18 protein-coding genes and 1 pseudogene are annotated in these 22,295 nt (G+C 42.2%); 6 read left to right on the forward strand and 13 right to left on the reverse strand.

Annotated elements, in window-relative coordinates; genetic code table 11:
- Positions 1–315 precede the first annotated feature (315 nt).
- Together AC5JMF_RS17595 and AC5JMF_RS17600 are read left to right on the forward strand one after the other, a co-directional pair.
- Positions 316–933: a Uma2 family endonuclease gene (locus AC5JMF_RS17595; protein ID WP_495797011.1), complete on the forward strand. Its 618-nt coding sequence runs from the start codon at positions 316–318 to the stop codon at positions 931–933.
- A gap of 131 nt (positions 934–1,064) precedes the next feature.
- Positions 1,065–1,919: a DUF4394 domain-containing protein gene (locus AC5JMF_RS17600; protein WP_495797012.1), complete on the forward strand. Its 855-nt coding sequence runs from the start codon at positions 1,065–1,067 to the stop codon at positions 1,917–1,919.
- Between the two features lie 733 nt (positions 1,920–2,652).
- Here AC5JMF_RS17600 and AC5JMF_RS17605 read toward each other — a convergent pair.
- Positions 2,653–5,301 (reverse strand): tetratricopeptide repeat protein, encoded by a 2,649-nt coding sequence (locus AC5JMF_RS17605; RefSeq protein WP_495797013.1) that lies wholly within the window; start codon positions 5,299–5,301, stop codon positions 2,653–2,655.
- Between the two features lie 182 nt (positions 5,302–5,483).
- Here AC5JMF_RS17605 and AC5JMF_RS17610 point away from each other — a divergent pair, with 182 nt between their 5' ends.
- Together AC5JMF_RS17610 and AC5JMF_RS17615 are read left to right on the forward strand one after the other, a co-directional pair.
- Entirely contained in the window at positions 5,484–6,059 is a 576-nt protein-coding gene (locus AC5JMF_RS17610) for a Uma2 family endonuclease (protein ID WP_495797014.1), read from the forward strand.
- 109 nt (positions 6,060–6,168) lie between these two features.
- Positions 6,169–6,741 (forward strand): annotated as a pseudogene (locus AC5JMF_RS17615) (Uma2 family endonuclease).
- A 45-nt stretch (positions 6,742–6,786) separates the two neighbouring features.
- On the opposite strand, the gene AC5JMF_RS17620 reads toward AC5JMF_RS17615, so the two are convergent.
- From AC5JMF_RS17620 to AC5JMF_RS17645, 6 genes are all read right to left on the reverse strand, one after another.
- Positions 6,787–7,425, reverse strand: coding sequence for a histidine phosphatase family protein (locus tag AC5JMF_RS17620; RefSeq protein WP_495797015.1), 639 nt, complete (start codon positions 7,423–7,425; stop codon positions 6,787–6,789).
- Positions 7,426–7,818: 393 nt separating this feature from the next.
- Positions 7,819–9,222 (reverse strand): glycoside hydrolase 100 family protein, encoded by a 1,404-nt coding sequence (locus AC5JMF_RS17625; protein ID WP_495797016.1) that lies wholly within the window; start codon positions 9,220–9,222, stop codon positions 7,819–7,821.
- Positions 9,223–9,278: 56 nt separating this feature from the next.
- On the reverse strand, positions 9,279–10,088 hold the full coding sequence (locus AC5JMF_RS17630) for an SDR family oxidoreductase (RefSeq protein ID WP_495797017.1): 810 nt from the start codon (positions 10,086–10,088) through the stop codon (positions 9,279–9,281).
- A 166-nt stretch (positions 10,089–10,254) separates the two neighbouring features.
- Positions 10,255–10,905, reverse strand: a complete 651-nt coding sequence (locus tag AC5JMF_RS17635) for a class I SAM-dependent methyltransferase (protein WP_495797018.1) — start codon at positions 10,903–10,905, stop codon at positions 10,255–10,257.
- Positions 10,906–11,107: 202 nt separating this feature from the next.
- On the reverse strand, positions 11,108–12,457 hold the full coding sequence (locus AC5JMF_RS17640; protein WP_495797019.1) for an APC family permease: 1,350 nt from the start codon (positions 12,455–12,457) through the stop codon (positions 11,108–11,110).
- Between the two features lie 165 nt (positions 12,458–12,622).
- A complete protein-coding gene (locus tag AC5JMF_RS17645) occupies positions 12,623–12,781 on the reverse strand; it encodes a hypothetical protein (RefSeq protein WP_495797027.1) in 159 nt (52 codons plus the stop codon).
- Positions 12,782–12,901: 120 nt separating this feature from the next.
- Here AC5JMF_RS17645 and AC5JMF_RS17650 point away from each other — a divergent pair, with 120 nt between their 5' ends.
- The gene (locus AC5JMF_RS17650; RefSeq protein WP_495797020.1) at positions 12,902–14,173 is read left to right on the forward strand and encodes a glycosyltransferase; all 1,272 of its coding nucleotides are present in this window, start codon (positions 12,902–12,904) and stop codon (positions 14,171–14,173) included.
- 95 nt (positions 14,174–14,268) lie between these two features.
- On the opposite strand, the gene AC5JMF_RS17655 is transcribed toward AC5JMF_RS17650, so the two are convergent.
- From AC5JMF_RS17655 to AC5JMF_RS17665, 3 genes are all read right to left on the reverse strand, one after another.
- Complete coding sequence (locus tag AC5JMF_RS17655; protein ID WP_495794220.1) at positions 14,269–14,430, reverse strand: hypothetical protein; 162 nt, start codon at positions 14,428–14,430, stop codon at positions 14,269–14,271.
- A 27-nt stretch (positions 14,431–14,457) separates the two neighbouring features.
- Complete coding sequence (gene tnpA / locus AC5JMF_RS17660) at positions 14,458–14,868, reverse strand: IS200/IS605 family transposase (RefSeq protein WP_495797021.1); 411 nt, start codon at positions 14,866–14,868, stop codon at positions 14,458–14,460.
- Between the two features lie 631 nt (positions 14,869–15,499).
- Entirely contained in the window at positions 15,500–16,648 is a 1,149-nt protein-coding gene (locus AC5JMF_RS17665; RefSeq protein WP_495797022.1) for a glycosyltransferase family protein, read from the reverse strand.
- 19 nt (positions 16,649–16,667) lie between these two features.
- Here AC5JMF_RS17665 and AC5JMF_RS17670 point away from each other — a divergent pair, with 19 nt between their 5' ends.
- On the forward strand, positions 16,668–17,033 hold the full coding sequence (locus AC5JMF_RS17670; protein ID WP_495797023.1) for a YgiT-type zinc finger protein: 366 nt from the start codon (positions 16,668–16,670) through the stop codon (positions 17,031–17,033).
- 6 nt (positions 17,034–17,039) lie between these two features.
- On the opposite strand, the gene AC5JMF_RS17675 is transcribed toward AC5JMF_RS17670, so the two are convergent.
- The 3 genes from AC5JMF_RS17675 to AC5JMF_RS17685 all read right to left on the reverse strand — a co-directional run bounded on the left by AC5JMF_RS17675 (position 17,040) and on the right by AC5JMF_RS17685 (position 22,092).
- On the reverse strand, positions 17,040–17,864 hold the full coding sequence (locus AC5JMF_RS17675; protein WP_495797024.1) for an SDR family oxidoreductase: 825 nt from the start codon (positions 17,862–17,864) through the stop codon (positions 17,040–17,042).
- Between the two features lie 45 nt (positions 17,865–17,909).
- Positions 17,910–21,155 (reverse strand): aminotransferase class I/II-fold pyridoxal phosphate-dependent enzyme, encoded by a 3,246-nt coding sequence (locus AC5JMF_RS17680; RefSeq protein ID WP_495797025.1) that lies wholly within the window; start codon positions 21,153–21,155, stop codon positions 17,910–17,912.
- 175 nt (positions 21,156–21,330) lie between these two features.
- Positions 21,331–22,092, reverse strand: coding sequence for a superoxide dismutase (locus AC5JMF_RS17685; protein WP_495797026.1), 762 nt, complete (start codon positions 22,090–22,092; stop codon positions 21,331–21,333).
- Positions 22,093–22,295: the final 203 nt, after the last annotated feature.

Here is a 22,295-nt window from a genome sequence, read left to right on the forward strand (position 1 = left end):
GTCCCCAGTCCCCAGTCCCCAGTCCCCAGTCCCCAGTCCCCAGTCCCCAGTCCCAAAACGTCGCTTCTGATTGTCTCAAAACTTGTAGACCTGAAGAAGTAGGGGTTTTAGCAGTGTTATTGGGGGTTGCGATCGCTCAAATCGAGTCGCAGATTAGGATTTAAGCTTAGAATCAAACAACCCCTGGGTTGTTCTATTTAAATAAATTGTAATGTTTCAGCAAATTTGTTATTAAAACTCTTGTTGGTCATTTGTCCTATGTTAGTTAATAGGGCAGGCATCTTTCACCAAATCCCTATTGTGTAAAAGGTCAAGATGGTACAAACACCCGTCCCAGAAACCGAAACTTTATTGATTGAGTTACCTAAAACAATCGGGTTGTACGTCACCCAAGAACAATTTGCAGCCTTAGCAGCAGCCAACCCAGACTTAAGACTAGAAAGAACAGCACAAGGAGAGTTAATTGTAAACCCACCAACAGGTTGGGAAACAGGAGAACGCAATTGCAGTATCTCTGGAGAGTTGTATTTGTGGTGGCGTAATTCGGGTGAACCTGGTAAAGTTTTTGACTCTTCGACAGGCTTTATTTTACCCAATGGTGCAACTCGCTCCCCTGATGCCTCTTGGGTTAGCCAAGAACGTTGGCAGGCGCTGACTCCAGAACAAAAAGGAACCTTTGCTCATATCTGTCCTGATTTTGTCGTGGAGTTACGTTCTAGCTCAGATTCGGTTCAGTCACTGCAAGCAAAGATGAGAGAATATATTGACAATGGGGCTGTGTTGGGCTGGTTAATCGATCTACAGTTGCAACGAGTGGAAATTTATCGACAGGGTTCGGCAGTGGAAGTTTTAGAGAATCCGGTGGAGTTGTCTGGGGAAGAGGTATTAGTGGGTTTTGTACTGAATTTGCGTCGGGTGTGGGTAAGCATTTAATTGCCAGAAAATTCTGAGCAGAAATTGAACATAAATTGAGTAAAGTTTGACCTGTAAAGTGAGTAGTTGTTTCAAACATAGTATGACTACACAACAAACTATTCTCAATAATCTCAGATTCAAGGTGTTAAATGAAGCGTTTTATGGTTCACAAAATTGCTATTGCAGTTGCTCTAGCAACTACTTGTTTAGGTTTTAGTGTTAACAAAGTTTCGGCTGAAATTGACAACACTAAAGTTGCTGAGTCGTTTCAATTCAATATCGCAAGTAAAAAGGCCCGCTTAAAATTCATTGGTTTAACTCCAAACAATACTCTTGTCAACATAAATCCATCTGGATTTGCTCGAAAAATTCTAGTTAAGGGAATTGAGGGCAACTTACAAGGTATTGACTTTCGTCCAGCCAACGGTTTGCTTTATGGTGTTACGGACACTGACAAAGTGTATACAATTAATCCAGAAAACGGTAAGGCAACGTTTGTTAGCCAACTATCTAACAGCTTTAATGGAGGGTTTCAATCAGGGTTTGACTTCAATCCTGTACCAGACCGCTTACGAATAGTAGGTAGCAATGACCAAAATTTACGTACCAATGTAGAAACTGGTGAAGTTAGTGTTGATAAACCCTTAGCTTATGCTAGTGATGATATGAATGCCAATGTTGACCCCAATGTTACCGCTGCTGCTTACACAAATTCGGTTGCTGGAGCTACATCAACTCAACTATTTGGCATTGACTATGACCTTGATGTATTAGTATTGCAAAACCCACCCAATGATGGCACTCTCAAAACTATAGGTAAGCTCGGTGTTAACTTTGCACCTCTAGGTGGATTCGATATCTTGACAGACGCACAAGGCAACAACACTGCCTATGCACTATCTGGTTCAACGCTTTACACAATCAACTTATCCACTGGTGCTGCTAGTAAAATCGCCGATGTACCTGAAGCTAGTTTCATTGGTTTAGCCATTATTTCCTCTTAACCAAGCCCCCTTGGGGCCAGCAGGGCTATTTGGCGTTGCATAATTGTGGGATGATTTCACCGAAGAGGCCTACCGTGTACACACAAGTCGAAAAAAAACCTGAACGTAGAACCGATGTCCCGCAAGGAATTGAAGTTCCTTGCTGATAGCAAAAGTCATCTGAAGATGACTGAATATCCCCCAAGATTTTGAGTCTACTTCAGTAGACTTGAGCTATTAGCCAAGAAATAAATTTCTTGGCGGGTGAGGAAGCCAACACCAAAGCTATTTCTAGCTTAAGTTGATACCAATGGTGATGGCTGGTGTTAAGCTGTTCCACATATAACTTGCATAATTAGAGCGGGCAAGATGCCCACTCCACAAGAGTTTTATTTAATTTGATTATGTAATTTAGATGTTTTTTAGCTTAGTAATGCAGATAGTTGGTCGGCAATTACTTCGTCTTCCACCATCGGTCTTTGAGTTTTTTTGGCGTGGTCTCGATTGGTCTTTCGGCTCTGAGTCATGACTGTTCACAATAGCTCAATTACTTGTCTATCATGAACTTCACACGATTTTTCACCCCTTCAGATACTTGGCTTGACAATTTACTCTTTTCCTTAACTTGTGACAAATGAGCAGAAGGTGAAGCAATCCCCGAACCCAGGACGCTTCAAGTTGTCTAATAATTTTATCAAAGCTGTATTGCTCATAAGACTTACGCAAAAAAATTCTCCAATTCTCAATACCAAAATTAGCGTTGAAGTTCTTTAATTACTGCCAGTAGTTTTTGGTACGCATCTGTTTTTCCTTCTTGTTGAAGGAAGTTAGCTGCTTTTTGTAAATCAGCTACTGCCCCTTGTTTGTCTCCCAATTCAGCGCGGGTAATTCCTCGTCTGAGATATGCTTGGGCTAAGTTGGGATTAATTTTGATTGCTTGGTCGAAATCAGCTACTGCCCCTTGTTTGTCTCCTGACTCATAGCGGGCATTTCCCCGGTTATTGTAGGCATTAGCAAAGTTGGGATTAATCTTGAGTGCTTGGTTGTAATCAGCTATTGCCTGTTGTTTGTCTCCCAACTCATAGCGAATATATCCACGGTTATTATAGGCATCAGCATAGTTGGGATCAATCTTGATAGCTGTAGTGAAATCGGCTATTGCCTCTTGCTTGTCTCCCAAGTTATAGCGCACAATTCCCCGGCCAATGTAGGCTTGAGCAAAGTTGGGATTAATCTTAATAGCTTGGTTAAAATCGTCCATTGCCCCTTGTTGCTCTCCCAAGTTAGAGCGGGCATTTCCCCGGTTGTTGTAGGCATAGACATTATTAGGATCAATTTTGAGGGCTTGGTTATAATCGGCTATTGCTTCTTGCTTATCTCCCAAAGCAAAGCGGACAACTCCCCGACCGATGTAAGCTTCGGGAAAGTAGGGATTGATTTTGAGGGCTTGGTTATAATCGGCGATCGCCCCTTGTTGCTCTCCCAAGTTAGAGCGGGCATTTCCCCGGTTGTTGTAGGCATAGGCATTATTAGGATTAATCTTGAGGGCTTGGTCATAATCGCTGAGCGCGCCTTGCTTATCTCCCAACTCATAGCGAATAATTCCCCGGCCGATGTAAGCATCGGCAAATTTGGGATTAATCTTAATGGCTTGGTTGTAATCAGCGATCGCTCCTTCCTTATCTCCCAACTTATAGCGACCATTTCCTCGGCTGTGGTATGCGGCATCATTGGGATTAATTTTGAAGGCTTGGTTGTAATCGTCTATTGCTCCTTGCTTATCTCCCAAAGCAACGCGAACATCTCCCCGATTTTGGTAGGCTAAAGTATCTTTGGGATCAATCTTGAGGGCTTGGTTGAAATCAGTGATCGCCCCTTGCTTGTCTCCCAAAGCAGAGCGGACAACTCCCCGGTTATTGTAGGCGAAAGTATCGTTAGGATTAATCTTGAGGGCTTGGTTGAAATCGGCGATCGCCCCTTGTTTGTCTCCCAATTCACTACGAACATTTCCCCGCTTGTTGTAGGCTAAAGTATTGTTGGGATTAATCTTAAGGGCTTGGTTGAAATCGGCGATTGCTCCTTGTTTGTCTCCCAAGTCACTACGGACACTTCCCCGATTGTTGTAGGCATTGGCATAGTTGGGATTAATCTTGAGGATTTGGTTAAAATCGGCGATTGCCCCTTGTTTGTCTCCTAAGTAAGAGCGAGCATTTCCCCTGTTGTTATATGCATTGGTATAGTTGGGATTAATCTTGAGGGCTTGGTTGAAGTCGTCTATTGCCCCTTGGTTATCTCCTAAGTCATAGCGGGCAAGTCCTCGGTTATTGTAGGTTTGGACATCGTTGGGATTGAGGCGAATTGCTTCTGTGAAAGCTGCGATCGCTCCTTTATAGTCTTTTAATAAAGAACGAACAATACCCTGGCTACGTTTGGCATCAGCTTGCTTTCTTTGTGCTGCAAATAATTCTGTAGCTTTCTGTAACTCCTTAACAGCCTTCTGTTTATCTCCCAAGTAATAGTAGTTTATCCCTAGTCTGTAGTAGGCCTCGGCATAGTTGCGATTAATTTTTATAGCTTGGCTGTAATCAGCTATTGCTCCTCGATAGTCTCCCCTTTCAGATTTATCCTCACCCTGAATAAAGAAATCGTCTGCTTTCGGTGCTGTGGCTATGGGTGTACTGGGAGGACTAACACCTGTATCCACCCCAACTTTAGCCGACAGTCTCAAAAAAAGATTGATGGGAATTGCCAAATTAAAACCCGATTTTAACTGGGCAACTGTAGGATTGATTTTCGAGGTTTCGTAGTCTGCTTGCTCTCCTCTACCATGAATTCCGATTAGTTCGCCTTTTTCATTCAACACCGGGCCACCGCTCATCCCCGGTAGCGTCAGATTGTTGTAAGCTAGAGCATAGCCATCGCGCTGGGGTTTTGAGGCATTAGCAGTAATTAGCCCAGGAACAAAATTGTAAATTGTGTTGAAAAATCCTGTTTTGGGGAAACCAGCTACATAAGCGGTTGTCCCTTCTGAGGATTCGTCGGAGTTGCCTATCTTGGCAGTTGGGTAATTTTGACTGCTGGTAAACTGCACAACTGCTAAATCCACATCCGGCAGCTTTTTAACAGTGCTGTAGTTGAGTGCATGACGTTGGTCATCTGGGGTGATAATTTCATACTTAGCTTGATCTTCTACGACATGCCTAGCCGTGAGGACAGTATAAATATTGCCTTCCTTTTTAATAATTACCCCTGAACCAGGAGCATCTTGATAATCAATCTGCACCGTGATTGCTTTGGCAAGTTTAGACACCTCTGCTGGGGATAACGCCATAGCAGTTTGTGTTTGCACAAGAACAACTGATACTCCCATCAGTACTGGTGCAACTACATAGTTAAATTTCATATTTGAATTTTTAATAGGTAATTACTTGACTATACAGGAAAATATCTCCGCATTTTTATACAATCATTTTTTCTTAATTCCTGAGATGGCAATGTGGAGGTGAGATCAGGGCGATCGCATCTATCGTAAAGAAACTACAACAGCAAATGCTAAACTACAGTTACCAAGCTTGAGAAGCGATTATGACTGCCCTAATTCTCAACTTAAGTCCTGCGATTGAGCTAACAGATGACCAGTTTTTGCAACTCTGCCTTAATAATCGCGATCTGCGCCTTGAGCGCACGGCTGAGGGAGAACTAATTATTATGCCTCCAACTGGATGGGAAAGTGGAAATCGCAATAGTAAATTGACACAGCGTTTAGGTAATTGGACTGATGCTGATGGTACAGGGCTAGCTTTTGATTCTTCAACGGGTTACAAACTTCCCAATGGGGCGAACCGTTCGCCTGACGCATCTTGGGTGAGTCGCAAAAGATTAGCAGCCCTCAACCCAGACCCGGCAAAATTTTTACCGATAGCTCCTGATTTTGCCGTAGAATTACGGTCTGCTAACGATAGCTTGCAGACTGTGCAACAAAAAATGCAAGAGTATATTGATAATGGTGTACATCTAGGTTGGCTGATTGACCCCCAAAACCAGCAAGTAGAAATTTACCGTCCAGGGCAAGATGTTGAGGTTTTACAATCTCCCACTAGTTTGTCGGGAGAAGATGTACTACCTGGGTTTGTGCTGGATTTAGCACAGATTCTAAATTAAGCGATCGCTTTTATCATTTTCCAAGCTTAAGTCTTCAAGCGAGCATGATATTTAGGTCAAAGGTCAAAATGGTACAGACATCCGCTAGCCCAGAAACCGAAACTTATCGATTGAGTTGCCTAAAACAATTGTGTTGCATGTTACCCAGGAACAATTTGCAGCCTTAGCAGTAGCCAACCCAGACTTAAGACTAGAAAGAACAGCACAAGGAGAGTTAGCTGTGAATCCACCAACGGGTTGGGAAACTGGAAAACGCAATTGGAGTATCTCTGGAGAGTTATATTTGTGGTAGCGTAATTCGGGTGAACCGGGTGAAGCTTTTGACTCCTCGACAGGCTTCATTTTACCCAATGGTGCAACTCGCTCCCCCGATGTTTCTTGGATTAGCCAAGAACGTTGGCAGGCGCTGACTCCAGAACAAAAAGGAACCTTTGCTTATATCTGTCCTGATTTTGTCGTGGAGTTACGTTCTAGCTCAGATCGAATTGAGTCTCTGCAAGCGAAGATGAGAGAATATATTGACAATGGCGCTTTGCTGGGCTGGTTAATCGATCCACAGTTGCGACGAGTGGAAATTTATCGACAGGGTTCGGCTGTGGAAGTTTTAGAAAATCCGGTAGAGTTGTCTGGGGAAGAGGTGTTATTGGGTTTTGTGCTGAATTTGCGTTGGGTGTGGAAATAATTCGTAATTCGTAATTCGTAATTGACAAACTACTAGTAGGAACTATTATGTTCCCGGACGAGAGCGAATATGATCGGGTATATGATGGCGATCGCCTAATATTTCTAACAAAGGGCCATTAACGTCAAATTTAACCATACTTACCGACGCGACCAAAATATTCACCCGATAGCGATAGCGTCCCAAATCAATTCCCAGTAAAGAGCAAAGTATAATCCGAATCGTGGCTTTATGGGAAACTACTAAAACATTACCTTGGGGATGTTTTTCCTGAATTTCAGCAATTACAGGCATAGAACGGTTAGCAATATCTACCGCAGTTTCTCCGCTTAGTGGTGCATTCCAAGCGGGTTCTGTCAACCATTTTACATAGTTTTCTGCGTAATTCTCTTGGACAAACGATTTACTCTTAGTTTCCCATTTACCGTAACTACCTTCTCTAAGTCCGTCACGCAACTGCATATCCATACCGATAGCGTCACAAAATGGCTTAGCAGTTGCAATTGTGCGCTTCATTGGGCTAACATAAACAGCTTCCCACTTCAATTTTTGATAAACATCGGCAAAACTCCGCGCCATTTGCATCCCTTCAGAGGTCAACTCCGCATCAGTTTCACCGCAGAAATTACCACTTTGACTAAAAGTAGTTTCTCCATGTCGCAGTAAATATAAATTGAGTGTCATAGGTTGTATCGCAATTGGGATATGGAAGTTTGTGCAAACATAAAAGTACCATCAATTTCGCAATTGAATATGTGATACCAGGACAAATCAATCAAGCAAAAAAGTTAATCAACCGGGGAGTGGGGAGTGGGGAGTGGGGAGTGGGGGGATGAGGGGGATGAGGGAGCAGGGGAGGCAGGGGAAGAAATCACTAACACTCACTTCTCACTCCTCATTCCTCACTCAGCACTTCCAATTACCCAGTCCCCAATCGCCAGTCCCCAATCGCCAGTCCCCAATCGCCAGTCCCCAATCGCCAGTCCCCAATCGCCAATCCCCATTCCCCAATCCCCATTCCCCAATCCCCATTCCCCAATCCCCAGTCCCCAGTCCCCAATCCCCAATCCCCATTCCCTACAAAATACACTGCATATCTTCAAAACTTTCAGCAAAAGTGATTAAATTTAAGTAATCTGGATTTGCTAATAATTCTTTTGCTGCTATTAATCCGGCAATAGTCCAAGTTTGATAAACTCTGGCTTCTTTACCAATCAAACGGCCATTATTGCCATCATAATATTCAGGAAAGCGGTCGTGATGTAAGCGGCTTTCGGCAACGGCGATCGCTTCTTGGGCAAGTTCTACACGACCTGTTTTCAATGCTGCTGCGGTAAATATCCAAAGTAAAACTGGCCAGTTACCACCATTGTGATAAGACCAAGGAATATTTTTCGGGTCGCATCCTGTAACAATCTGCCATTCTAAACCTTGCAAGGCTGGAAAGCAGATTTTGACAGGCATATAACCAATCAGGTCTTCCCAACGCTTTGCAAATAAATTTATAATGCGTTGCGATTCTAATTCACTGGACAAAGAAGCCAAAACTGCCATGAGATTTCCTAAAGCAAAAAAGCGAAAATCCATCCGTCCAGGGCCGAGATTTCCTGCTAAGTATCCTCCAGTTTCAGGCAACCATTCAGCTAACCAACCGGGTATTGATTGTGATTGAATATTAAATTTATTGGCGATTTCTTTACCAAATTCGTCGCCTTTATACCGATAAATTTCTCCTAATCGCTTCAGATCTAGCCAGTAATAGTTGCGGATATGATATTTTAAAGCACCCAATCGCCCAGTTAAATTATGCAGGTAGCGATCGCCATCACCATCGGGCAACAGTAATTCACCAGCAGCCCTCAAAGCTGCGTACAATAAAACCTGAATTTCTAAAGGATGTTCATAGACTCCCATCCGACGGTCAATCATAAACGCGCCATCGGGAACTAACATTGTGGGATACATGGCAAATCGATGCGCCAAACAAAGATCCAAAATCAGTTTGATTCCTGCTTGAAAATTGGGTTGACGCGCCAGTTCCAAATCACCCGTAGCCTTTTCATAAGCCCTCAAAAGCAGAATCCACCATAAACAAGAATCTACAGGTGGAACACGAGCGATCGCTTGTTCTCCAAAATCAGCAACTAATAATTCCTCACTGCCAAACAATTCTACTTTGAAACTCGCAGGCATTAACCCCGAACCAGGTCGAAAACAGTCCATCTGCTTTTCATGGCTTTGCAATCTCAGTGTTTCTACTAAGAAATTGCGAACAATTTCTGTTTTTCCAGACATCAAAAACACTAAGGCAGAAGGAACAAAATCACGTAAGAAACATTGATCGTAGTTCAGTGCATCTGAATCTGGATCGTGAGCAGCTACAGTACCAACGGGTTTCCCTTGGTAATAAATTATAGAGTTATCTAGGAGTTGCCAGGCTTCTTTATCTAGTTGACTTTTCTGATTGATGGAGCGAGTCATAGGTGTTTAATTTTACTATTCTCAGCTCAATCGCGGAAAGCACACTAATTCAACTCTTAGGCTGACCAATTATCACGGAAATCAGCATACAGAGTTAAACCACCGTCTATAAAAAGTGTTTGTCCAGTAATGTAGGCGGCTTCATCAGAGGCTAAAAAGGCTACTGCTGCTGCCATTTCATCCGCAGTACCAGCACGCCCCATAGGAATGTGACTTTCCACGATCGCCTTTTTTTCTGGGTCATTTATCCAATCTTGATTTATGGGTGTAATCGTCGCTCCAGGGCCAATAGCGTTCACACGAATACCTCGGTTAGCATATTCCAAAGCCAAGGTTTTGGTCAAATTTTCCATACCACCTTTACTAATTGAATAGCTAACATACATCGGTCGAGGAATAATTTCATGGACGCTAGAAACATTAATAATCACCCCAGGACGGTTTTGAGATAGGAGGTGTTTAATAGTTTCCCTAGCGCAGAGATAAGCGCCCCGGAGGTTGACTGTAATCACCCGGTCAAAATCTGCTGTAGTCATTTCGTGGGACGGGCATTCGGTCTGTATACCAGCATTGTTGATTAAAATATCTACACTGCCAAATTCCTCAACCACGGTGTTAATCATCTCAACAATGTCTGATTCCTGGGAGACATCTGCTTGAACCAATAGCGACTTTACACCACAATTGTTGATATCTCCACAAGCTTTTTGGATTGCCATCTCTTCCGCATCCACTCCTTTTTGTGGATCTTTACGGTAATTGATAGCGATGTTGCACCCTTGTTGAGCAAGTCTAATGGCGATCGCTTGACCGATACCTGACGTCGCACCCGTAATTAAAGCGTTTTTCCCCTCTAGTCCTATCATATCGTTTACTAAGCTGGTGTTGCTGTTATTTGTATTTGGTTTGGCGAGTAGGGGAAGATGAGGGGGATGAGGGGGATGAGGGGGATGAGGGAGAAATTTTCTCCGTGTCCCCGCGTCCTCTTCCCCAATCCCCAATCCCCAGTCCCCAGTCCCCAATCCCCAATCCCTACTGCAAATTCGCGGGTAATTTCTCAGGAACTACCCAGTAGTAAATAGTTTTTCCTTCGACATTAAGTGTTTTTTCTGGCTTCCAATCACCCATATCGAAAGCGTGAGAGACGATTCTAGTACCGGGTTTGAGTTCTTTGAGGATCTTGGGACGGAGTTTGAGGTTGACTTCGGGTAGTAGATAAAGTGTAACTACTGTTGCTTTACTGAAGTCAGTTTTAAATAGGTCTTGCTGAACAAACTGGGCGCGATCGCTGCTGATTCCTGCTTTCTTGGCGTTTTCTTTAGCTTCTTTAATGCGTTCTGGATCAATATCGATACCAATTCCCTTAGTACCATACTTTTGTGCGGCTGTAATTACGATTCGTCCATCACCACTACCGAGGTCATAAAGTAGATCATTCTTGCCTACCTTTGCTACTTCCAACATTGCATCCACTACCGCTTGTGGTGTTGGCACATAAGGAACATCCCCAGGACGTTCTTGAGGTTGAGTAGTGGGAGATGCTGTTTCAGTTTGATTCGTTAAAGTAGGTGCTTGCACTTCTGCTTCTGGAGTACTTTGTTGCGTTGTTGTACATCCAGCAACTCCCAAGCTAGTAATACTAACTCCGGTAACTAGTACAAATAGAATCTTCTTCAAATTCATGTATTTTCTCCTTTGTTATTTGTCATTGGGACTGGGGACTGGGGATTGGGGATTGGGGACTGGGGACTGGGGACTGGGGACTGGGGACTGGGGATTGGGGATTGGGGACTGGGGCTGGGGATTGGGGATTGGGGACTGGGGAAGAGGACGCGGAGACACGGAGAAAATTTCTCCCTCATCCCCCTCATCCCCCTCATCCTCCTCAACGAGAACGGTTCCAAAGCAATAACGGAATGCCTGTCGCTACGACTACAACACCTATGGCTGCGCCTATACCTGTGTAAACTAAGCTTGAGTAGAGTAAGTATGCACAGACGGCACAAAAAAGCAAGGGTGTAAAAGGATATAGCGGCACGCTAAAAGGGCGAGGGATGTGGGATTCTCGGTTTCTCAATACGAATAGTGAGATTCCTGAAAGTAAGAAGAAAAACCAAAAAACGGGGGCAGTGTAATCCACCATCGTTTCAAAGCCTTTGCGTGTAATCGTGCCTAAACAAACTAGTGCTAAGGCGATCGCCGCTTGTAAGATTAAGGCATGGGTGGGAGTACTGGGCTTTTGTTGCCAGCGTCCTGTAAAGCCAAATAGAGAAAAATCCTGCCCCATGGCGAAAATCGGACGCGCGCCAGTAAAAATTGTGGCGTTGAGTGCCCCCAAAGTAGAAATTGCAATCAGCAGGCTGATGAAGAAAGCTCCTGATGCGCCCCAAAGTAAGCGCATTAAATCGGCGGCTACGGCTTCGGAATTGGCCATGTTTGTTAATCCCAGTCCGCGCAGGTAAGCGAGATTAATCAGCAGGTAAATGGTAGTGATGATCCCAATACTCCAAACTAAAGCTCGCAAGATATTACGTTGGCTATTTTGGATTTCTGCTGAAATATAAGCTGCTTCATTCCAACCCCCGTAGGACAGTAGCACAAATACCATTGCTAATCCCCAAGTTCCTGGGGATGAAGGTTCTACAGGTGCAGGTGCGACAGAATTAGGAATAGCGGTAAGTCCAATGATTATTACTAATAACAAACCCAAAACTTTGGCCGCAGTTAGCAAGTTTTGTGTCCACTTACCCTGTTGCAAACCTACAATATTCAGAGCAGATAAAAGAGCGATCGCTATTGCGGCATAAACCGAAGATGAAAACGTGCCCAATCTCCATATTTGAGAAGCATAGTCACCAAAAACAAAAGCCAATAGAGCGATTGAACCAGTTTGAATCACTGACATCCGCGCCCAGGCAAATAAAAAGGCGATTTCTCGCCCGAATGCACGCTTAAGGTAGTAATAGACACCCCCGACATGGGGATAAGCTGTTGCTAACTCTGCGTAGCACAATGCCCCTATGAGGGACACCACGCCACCAACTACCCAAAAAAGCAATACACTTACATCATTATTGGCTTGCTGCGCTACCAAAGCAGGGGTTTCAAAAATCCCCGCACCGATAACAATACCAACAATCACAGCCACAGCATCTGGTAATGTCAGCGATAATTTGGGTGCTGCTTCAGTTGTTGCCCCCTGATCAAGTAAATTGTAGTTTTCACGTTTGCTCACAATAGCACCTCTGTAGTTTTGAGCGCTGAGTTTTGTAGATGCTTCTACGGCGCTGTAAGCAGGTCAAAATTTATAATCAAAGCAAACAATAACTTAGTTAGCTTAGGATATCCAACTTTATAAAACGTCTTCCATGAGTGAGATTTTATGCAAAGTAGAAAGTTATTATCTAAAAGCTCCCACTAACCAAATAATTTGATGAGCAGCAAGATACCACCCCAGAAGTGCGTAAGCTAACCAGAGTAATATTAGAGGCATTAAAGGAATTTTGCCCAAAGATTCCACATTCATACTGCCAATACTCTCAACCTGCTGAATCAGCATCTTAATTTTAGCTTGAACAAAAATAAGCCTCTTGCTACCGGGAACGGGAGGCGATGAGATCAATTTTTGGGCGATGATGAGTTGACCCCTTGTGTATTTTTATTCACCTAACTAGATTCCATGTCTGATGCTACCAAAATTAAGATTTTGATTGTCTATGAGCGATCGGGAATGGGTCATGAGGTTATGGCTAATATTCTCGCCAACGAGATTTTACAGGGTACTGATTGGGAAATTCTCAGATACACCATAACTGAATTATTGCAAGACCCATTAAGCGAACTATTGACAAAAACCTGGGTTAGTGCATGGAACTTTTTCATTTGCCATAACTGGATTAATTTGGCAGATATACTAATTAATTACCTGATGCGCTTGATTTTATTGCCCATAGGTGAGGTTAGTTCAGTTGCGGCCATGCATCAGACTTTAGACCAGATTGCACCAGATATTTTAATATGCACTGCCGATACTGCTGGTAAGTGCTTGGGCAGTTGGGCTAAAGAAAAGCAAATTCCCTTTTATATCGTAATTACAGATTTGGCTGTTTTTATAGATTTAGTTTCCCCAAATGCCATCCATATTTGCTATTTTCCAGAAACTGTAAATGCTATACAGAGTTTCCCATGGAAACTTACTTATTGGGCTGATGAGTTAACCCGTTCTAGCAAATTATCTGAGCAAATCTGGTTTGTTGGTAAATATCTTTATGATTTTGTGATTTGCTATCCGCAAAATCGAATTTATCGAAATATAGATAGAGATTATCAACCCCAGAATCAGGCTCGTTGCCAGGTAATCGGCCCCCTGCGTGAAGCAAAACATTTTGAAATTAGAGAGCGAAAAGAACTGCGCGATCGCTTTAAATTCTCTCCAACAGATTCCTGTATTCTGATTATCAGTGGTAGTTTCGGCGGTAATTTTTGTACAAAATACCTAAAACATCTACAAGATTTTTCTCTAAATTCTTTAGTTGTTATTGTAGCTTGCGGACGCGATGAAAACCTGCGTTTGAAGATTGAGCAAATAGCTGGAAAAAATCAAAATTATCAAGTGCGATCGCTCGGTTTTGTAGATAATCTCCATGAATGGATGTCTGCTGTAGATGTGATTTTAGCTCGTCCATCAGCAGGTATTTTATTGGAAGCTTTACTCGCTCACACACCCTTACTTCTTCCCCAACAAGCAGCAGCCAACGACCGAGGAGCGATTAATTTTGTAGAAAAATATCACTTGGGTGAATGCTTTAGAAATCAGCAAGATTTGCAGGTAAAATTGAAGCAACTGTTAGAAAACAAAGAGCTATACCAACAGCGAATCGAGGAATTACTTAAAAATTATCCTTCAACATTTGCAGAACAACAGAAAAAATTATGCGAGATCCTCTTGTAATTTAATTACAAGACTTTTCATGTATTTTAGTTATACCTGTTAAATATTAGTTTTTGAATTTTTGATAAAATGACTCAATACTAAACTTAGTAATATTAGACTTCTTGCAAAAATACTTGAACCGTCAGAGACTCAAGTCTCTGCCTAATAGCAAAAGTCCGTTGAAACGGACTAAAAATACTGTTATTAGTCGGTTGAAACCGACTTGAGTTATCAGCCAGAAAATTTATTTTCTGGCGAGTATCCGACTTTTGCAAGAGGTCTATTGTATAAAACAGGTTTAGTTATGCGCTTACTTTTTCTAAATGAGAGTTTATTGTTCCTTTAAGATGATGTGTTTTTTGATTTTGAACATATATAATGGCTTGCTCAAGTTGCTTGCTTCTCAAAGAGAATATACCGTATCCTTCTTGCCAAGCAAATTTTTCTGATGTAGGACAAAGATTGTGGTTGAAATGGTGAGAACTACTTCCTTTAATTTTTTTCACAAACTCTGCGATCGCCATTATTGGAGGAATAGATACTACTAAATGTATGTGGTCTTCAGTACCACCAATGGCATGAAGTATACAATTTAAACTATTGGATTTACCAATTATGTAATTATAAAGCGCAGTTTCTTTATCAGATGTAATTAGAGGTAGGCGTTCTTTTGTTGCCCAAACAATATGATAATAAAGTCGCCACAGAGACATAACACTTTTAAAATTTTGCATTTATTTACATATATTTATGTTTCCCATGTTGCTGAAAAATTATCATATTAGCGGTGTTCGTCAGCTAGTCAGTTAGCCAGGGAATGAAATTCCCCGTCTCAAAGCTAAAGTCGTCTGAAGACGACTGTGTAAAACCTACAGGAATTAAACCAAATTTGTCTCAGTCCTCTTTTAGAGGACTTACGCTATTAGACAGGGAATTATATTCCCTGGCTATTCCCTGGCTATTTACTACAACCCATCTAACCCTGGTACTATTGGTACATCTTCCTTAATTTTAAGCGGTTTACTAGCTTTAGCCTTGGGTTTCTTTTGTGCAGCTTTACCACCGATAATTTCAACTTGCGCCCGTTTTTGGTTAAGGTCGATTGATTAATCATATTGTTTACATTCACACCCGTCCGGAAATCAATTTCCGGGCTAATAGCGGAAGTCGGTTGAAACCGACTAAAATTGTCTTTCTCATTTTTCTCAGTCCTCTTCAGAGGACTTTTGCTATGAGACAGGGAATTTAATTCCCTGGCGGGCTTGTTAGCTAATTGACAGTTTTGTTTCCAATCCTCAGCTTCCTTTTGTCCCCTAATCTAGTAGCGCGATCGCCATAATAATTTTACCCGTCAAGAATGCGCTGCAAAATATCAGGAACTTCAAACACAGCCCGGTTTTGAATTGCTGTAACATTTGCCTGATAGCCCAGCCAATTTTCAGGTTTTAAAAGTTCTTCCACCGCTGGAACAATCTTGCGAAAATTTGGAATTGACATCCCAACTTGTTTCTCTAAAATCCACTCAGCATTATATTTTTCATTGAGCAGTGTAGAGAAATTGCGATCAACAATTACAGGTAAATTCATGACGATCGCTTCACTGATACTAATAGAACCGGGCTTACCAATCAAAAAATCAGCCAAATTCATAAAATATGGTACGTTATCGGTAAAACCTTGGATATGCTGCTTTAATTGAGTCGGACGCTCTTTTAATGTTTGTACCAGTTTTTGATTAGTACCACAGAGAAAAATTGCCTGTACTTTGTTACTGATACGTTCTAAATCGTGGGCTATGTCTAACATTGTGGCACAACCTTTAGCCCCAAATGAGACGATCGCTGTGATTTTATCTGGATCTAATCCTAAACGCTGTCTTTCGGTACGGCGCTCGCCATCAATTGGTTGATAAAATTGGGGATGAACGATTAATCCTGAAGTTTGAATAATATACTCTTCTAATACACCTAAAGCACGGGCTTGATTAGTGGCTCGTTCTGTACCGCAGAGAAAATAACTCTTGGTTTCTGGTTCAATCCAAAAATGGGATGGACAATCTGCAAAGTCGGTTAAAATTGTCACCATTGGCGTGTCTGGTTTAACTCGTTGCAGACTCTCCCAAATGGCTCGATTATGCAGAGGTACTAAAGAAATTACTAAATCAACAGCTGTTTGACTTCTCCAATGCTGTTCTCCCACTTTTACTGCTTGCGGGTACAACAAGTTAATCAAAAACTTGTCGAGAAACATACTCACAGGATGAAACCATGTCCAATCCATACTGAGCATATCGTTATATACATCATTGGCATTGACCCCAAACAGTTTTTTATAGGGGTCTAACAAGTCCGTTAATTGACCAATATCTGTAATTGTAATTTGCCAAGGTCGTTTTTGCTGATTGGCGATCGCATTTAAAGCTTTTAAAGTGGCATAATGTCCTCCACCTGCATTGAGAGTAAAAATATGTAGCGCAAAGGTTTTTTCACTCATATATTAATTGAAATTGACTATGAAAATAGAATTCAAAAGTCAGAAGCCAGAACCCAGTATGAATGAGGAAGGTAATTATGGCAAGATTGTGGTGATTGACACCGAAACCGGAGCTTTTGAAGGTGCTGGCGATGCCATGATTGCTACACGTATACTGAAAATCTCCTGTCAAGGAACTGTTCAACCTCGAATCGTCAAACGTGAAGTATTCAAACATAGAGATGGATTTGTCATACTCGAAGATGTAACAATAGGTGTCTGTGATACCTGTGGTAATCGATACTACTCAGCTGATATTCTTCATGCAGTTCATGCAGTTGCAACTGGTGCAAAAGCTCCTGAGCGAACCGAACAAATTCCGGTTATTCATCTAGAATCAGCGTGACTAATATCATTTATCATCTGTGTTTCTGGTTTTGTGCAATTTCCTCATAAGACGATCAAAATACCATTGCAGTAGGGGAGCAAAAAGACTGTGCAACCGCATCAGAAGAGACATTTCTAGCCCTGGTGTAATTACAAAGGCTTTGCGATTGATTCCTTGCAAAATCTCAATTGCCACTTTCTCGGCTGTCATAATTTGGGCTGATTGGGTAATTAGTTTGGTTTCGGCTGGCTTAGTTTGATTTTCGGCTGCTAGTTGGGGTGTATCAGTATCTGGTGGATAAACTATGGAAATGTACAAACCTGTGGTTTTGAGTTCACCCCGCAATGATTCAGCTAATCCCCGCACAGCAAATTTACTAGGGCTATATGGTGTATATCCATACAAACCAATAAGTCCTGCTCCTGAAGAAATGACCACAATATGACCTTTTTGATGTTGGATCATGCTAGGTAAAGCAGCTTTGATACAGTAAAGAGTACCAAAATAATTAATCGCCATTGTTTCCTCAAAAATGGCGATTTCTAGCTCTGTAAAATATCCTGGATGGGCAATACCAGCAGAGGTGATTAATAAGTCCGGTGAACCTAAAGAAGCGATCGCCAAATTCATCGCTTTTTGTACTTGTTCCCATTGAGACACATCTGTGGAGATGGCTAAGATTTGCTGTTCGGGGTGGGTTTTTAAGGCTGCGAGTTCTGCTTTGGTAGAGTTGAGTTTGGTTTGATTGCGGGCAATAATGCAGATATTAGCACCATATTTAATTAGCAAAGTGGCGATCGCTTTGCCGATACCACTAGAACCACCTGTAATCATTGCGTGTTTATACATCTTTATTCAGGATGTTGAAGAATTCCTTTCTGTTCCCTGTTCCCTTTATTTAGCATTTGCTAGAGTTGCGATCGTTTGATTAATCTGTGCTTCTGTATGCAAACAACTGATAAAAAAGCGCAGACGTGCAGCATCATTGGCAACAGATGGATAGATCATTGGTTGGACGTTGATTCCGGCTTGGAAGAGAGTATGAGATAGCTGCATACAAGTAAGAGAATTTCCTACAATAATCGGAATAATGGGAGAATTCTGACTTGTGGCTGTGTTCCAACCCTGTGCTTGAGCTAGTTGCAAAAATTGTTGCGATCGCTGTTGTAAAATTTTAACTCGTTGAGGCTCTGATTTCAGTAGCCGCACGGATGTTAAGGCGGCAGCTGTATTCGCAGGGGATAATCCTACACTATAAACAAAACCTGGAGCAGTGTATTTTAAATAATTCACCAAAGCTTTAGACCCAGCAATATATCCCCCACAACTGGCAAAAGCTTTACTCAATGTCCCCATCCACAAATCTACATGATTTCGGTCTACATCGAAAAACTCACCAATACCCCGTCCAGTTTGACCTAATACACCCATAGAATGGGCTTCGTCTATCATGAGTAAAGTTTTGTGTCGTTGCTTCAACTCAATAAATCGAGGTAAGTCTGGGATATCCCCATCCATACTGTAAACGCCTTCTATAACAATCAAAACCCGCCGATAGTGCTGGCGTTGGTGTTGCAGCATTTTATCTAAAGCTTGCCAATCATTATGGGGAAACGGCACGGTTTTAGCACCGGATAAAACACAGCCTTGCAAAATGCTATTGTGACTCAAGGCATCATAAAAAATTAAATCTTGAGAATTAAACAAGTGACCGATGGTAGTAACATTGGTCGCATGACCGCTGACATAGACAATGCAGTCTTCTGTACCAATCAACTCTGCTAGTTCTTGTTCTAGTTGTTGATGTAGCAAGCGTTCACCTGATGCCAAACGACTAGCACCGACTGATGTACCATAGCAATCAATTGCTGCTTTGGCTGCTGTGGAAACTTTCGGTTCTCCCGATAACCCCAGATAGTTATAGGTTGAATAGTTAATTAGTGTACGTCCTTGAATTTGAGTACAATCCCTAGTTAAAGATTCCTGCACTTGAAAATATGGATTGGGAATTTCTAGAGTTTGAATCTGGGTTAAGCGTTGCTGGAGTTGGGCGTATTCTGGAAAGGATTCAATTTGATAGTATTCAGGGGGAGTTTGTGCCAAAGGCTGGCTATGATGGTGAGCAAGTTCTTGGGCAAGATATTGTACTAAGTTGGCGATCGCTCCCAATGATTGTAGTGTAGAAATATTTAGCAGATATCCTGACCAAATTTCTAAGTCTTGGATGAATTTGGCAGCCGTGAGGGAATCTAAACCGTAAGCTTCAAAAGATTCATTTTGGTTAATAGATTGGCTGGGAATATGTAATTGTGCTGCTAACCATTGGCAGATCCAGCTTTGGATTGATTCTACAGAATACTGCTGCGGATATGTTTCTCTTGGAGAAATATCTATCGATTCTGAAGCTACCAACGCTAAATTCCCCGCTAAGCAAGCCTCACGAGTAAACTGACGCTGTACTTTACCACTGGAGGTTTTAGGGAGAGTTCCGGGTTTAAGCAACAAGACTTGATAAACTTGCAAGTCATGTTCCCTTAACACCGCTTGTCTAATGGCTTTTGCTACTTCCTCAACGTTCAAATTCCGCAGATCAACTCGCTTGACTTCACAGGCAACAATCAGGCGATTATCCCCATCTATTTCTATACAAAAAGCTGCAATGTTGTGAAAACTCAATGCTGGGTGACTGGTTTCTACAGTTTTTTCAATATCTTGAGGATAATGATTTCGACCCCGGATAATCAATATATCCTTAATGCGTCCAGTCACAAATAACCCTGCTTCATCTTCCCAAAACCCTAAATCCCCAGTTCGTAAAAACGGCCCTTCTTTGGTATCTGCTAGATATGCATTAAATGTTTGCTTTGTCAATTCTTCTTGATGCCAATATCCCTGTGCTACACTCTCACCACTAACCCAAATTTCGCCTATTTGACCTGCTGCACATCTGGTTAAGGAAACAGGATTGATGATCGCTACAGTTTGACCAAGACAAGGATGACCACAACTAACGATTTTTCTCTTAATTTGAGTTTCTGTAGTGCAGTTAATTACTTGATTTTGCTCTAAAGCTTTGGCATCACAAACCTTAATTACAGGCGATTTAGTCTGAGTTGCACCTGTCACCAACAGAGTTGTTTCTGCCATTCCATAGGAGGGACGGAAAGTGGTGGGGCGAAATCCATAGGGAGCAAATGTTTTAATAAAAGAGGCGATCGTTTCTGCTCGTACAGGTTCAGCTCCATTGATGGCAATTTGCCAACTACTCAGGTCAAGATTGGTTAACTGCTCTGGGTTAAATTTTTGGATACAAAGATCGTAAGCGAAGTTGGGACTGACTGTCACCGTGACTTTGTGGGTAGAAATGATCCTCAACCAACGGATCGGGTCTTGCAAGAATGCCATCGGTGACATTAATATGACTGGAAATCCCACGACTAGAGGTTGGAGCGTTCCGCCTACTAATCCCATGTCATGGTAGAGCGGTAGCCAGTTTAACACTATACCTTCAGCACTCTCTTGATAGCTATGTTGGATAACATGACAATTATGAGCTAAATTTCCATGGGAAACGATCACTCCTTTGGGGGTGCCTGTGGAACCGGAGGTGTACTGTAAGAATGCCGTGGTGTGAGGTTCTATAGTTACAGGCGTAAATTCATCAGCCTGAGCATTTATCCGATCAGTTAACACACACCGCAACTGCGTGAATGCAGATTCCTCCATGCCCTGTTTTTCGATCAGGGGAAAAATATCTGTGGTAGTTAATAATAAACTAGCTTGAGCATCCCGGACAATTGCCTGCAATCGGGATAGCTTCTGGTTGCGTTTGGGTGGATAAGCAGGAACAGCGATAATTCCGGCATAGAGACAGGCTAAAAAGCTAATAATAAAGTCTAATCCTGAAGGGTAAAGTAGTAAAGCGCGATCGCCTGGTGTAGAGATAGATTGTAGATAAGCTGCGATCGCCTTGACTTGATGTTCTAACTCTTGGTAAGTTAAACAGCTAGTTTGTATTTCTCCATCTTCCAGAAATACGTAAGCTTTGTGGTGTGGTTGGTGTTTTGCCCGTTGGTGTAAGAACTCAACAAGAGTTTTTTCTTGGTCAAGGAAATCAGATTTAATTCGAGAGATGGTCATTGTGACGGCTATTTAAATAATAGGTAAAGCATAGTGATTCATCTGTAGTTTTTCAAGAAACAAAGCCGTACAGAAGAGGATTTTATTAGTTCTTTTCATATTTTGCCAGTATCTAGAGCAATTTGGGGACTGGGCCCCGAGTTCCCATTCCCCATTCCCTACTCCCTACTCCCCATTAACCAGATTTGCTAGCTTCTGCAAACCGCTTGTTGATCTCATCCCAATTAAGCACGTTCCACCAGGCATCTAGATAATCAGCGCGGCGGTTTTGGTATTTAAGATAGTACGCGTGTTCCCACACGTCATTACCCATGATGGGATACTTGCCTTCACTTAAAGGAGTATCTTGATTAGGTGTAGTTGTTATTTCTAGTTTGCCGTCTTTGTTTCTCACTAGCCAAACCCAACCACTACCAAAACGACTAGCACCAGCTTCGTTAAACTGTTTTTTGAAAGCCGCAAAACTGCCAAAGTTTTGATTAATGGCGGTGGCTATATTTCCTGTCGGTTCCCCGCCACCTTTCGGTTTCATAATTTTCCAAAACATCGAGTGGTTCACATGCCCACCACCGCTATTCTGTACTACCTTTTGGATATCTTTTGGCACAGTGTTGAGATTTTGTAATAATTCTTCAACACTCTTACTTTTGAGTTCTGGATATTTGTCTAATGCGGCATTCAGGTTTTTGACATAAGTTGCATGATGTTTATCATGGTGAAACTGCATCGTTCTCGCATCAATGTATGGTTCTAGCGCGTTGTTAGCATAAGGCAGAGGCGGTAATTGGATAGCCTTTGCCGTTGTTGTGTTAGTTGCGGGGCTGGGAGTTGTAGCATTGCCACTGGGAGTTTTCTCAGCCAAAGCACAAGCATCTAGAGCAAAAACACCCGTACCGACTCCTAGTAAAAACAAGAAATGGCGTCGATTAATAGTCATAAGATTTTTTGCAGCGAATCCATTCAATCTGTTGCCAGTTCTTATTTTCTTAGATTATGGCAGTAAAAGAATAGGGAACACTTCGACTACGCTCAGTGCATCGCAGGGAATAGGGAACAGGGAATAGTCATTTGTTATTGATTATTCTCCGCGTCCCCAGTCCCCAGTCCCCAGTCCCCAGTCCCCAGTCCCCAGTCCCCAGT

Source organism: Desmonostoc vinosum, from assembly GCF_059505385.1.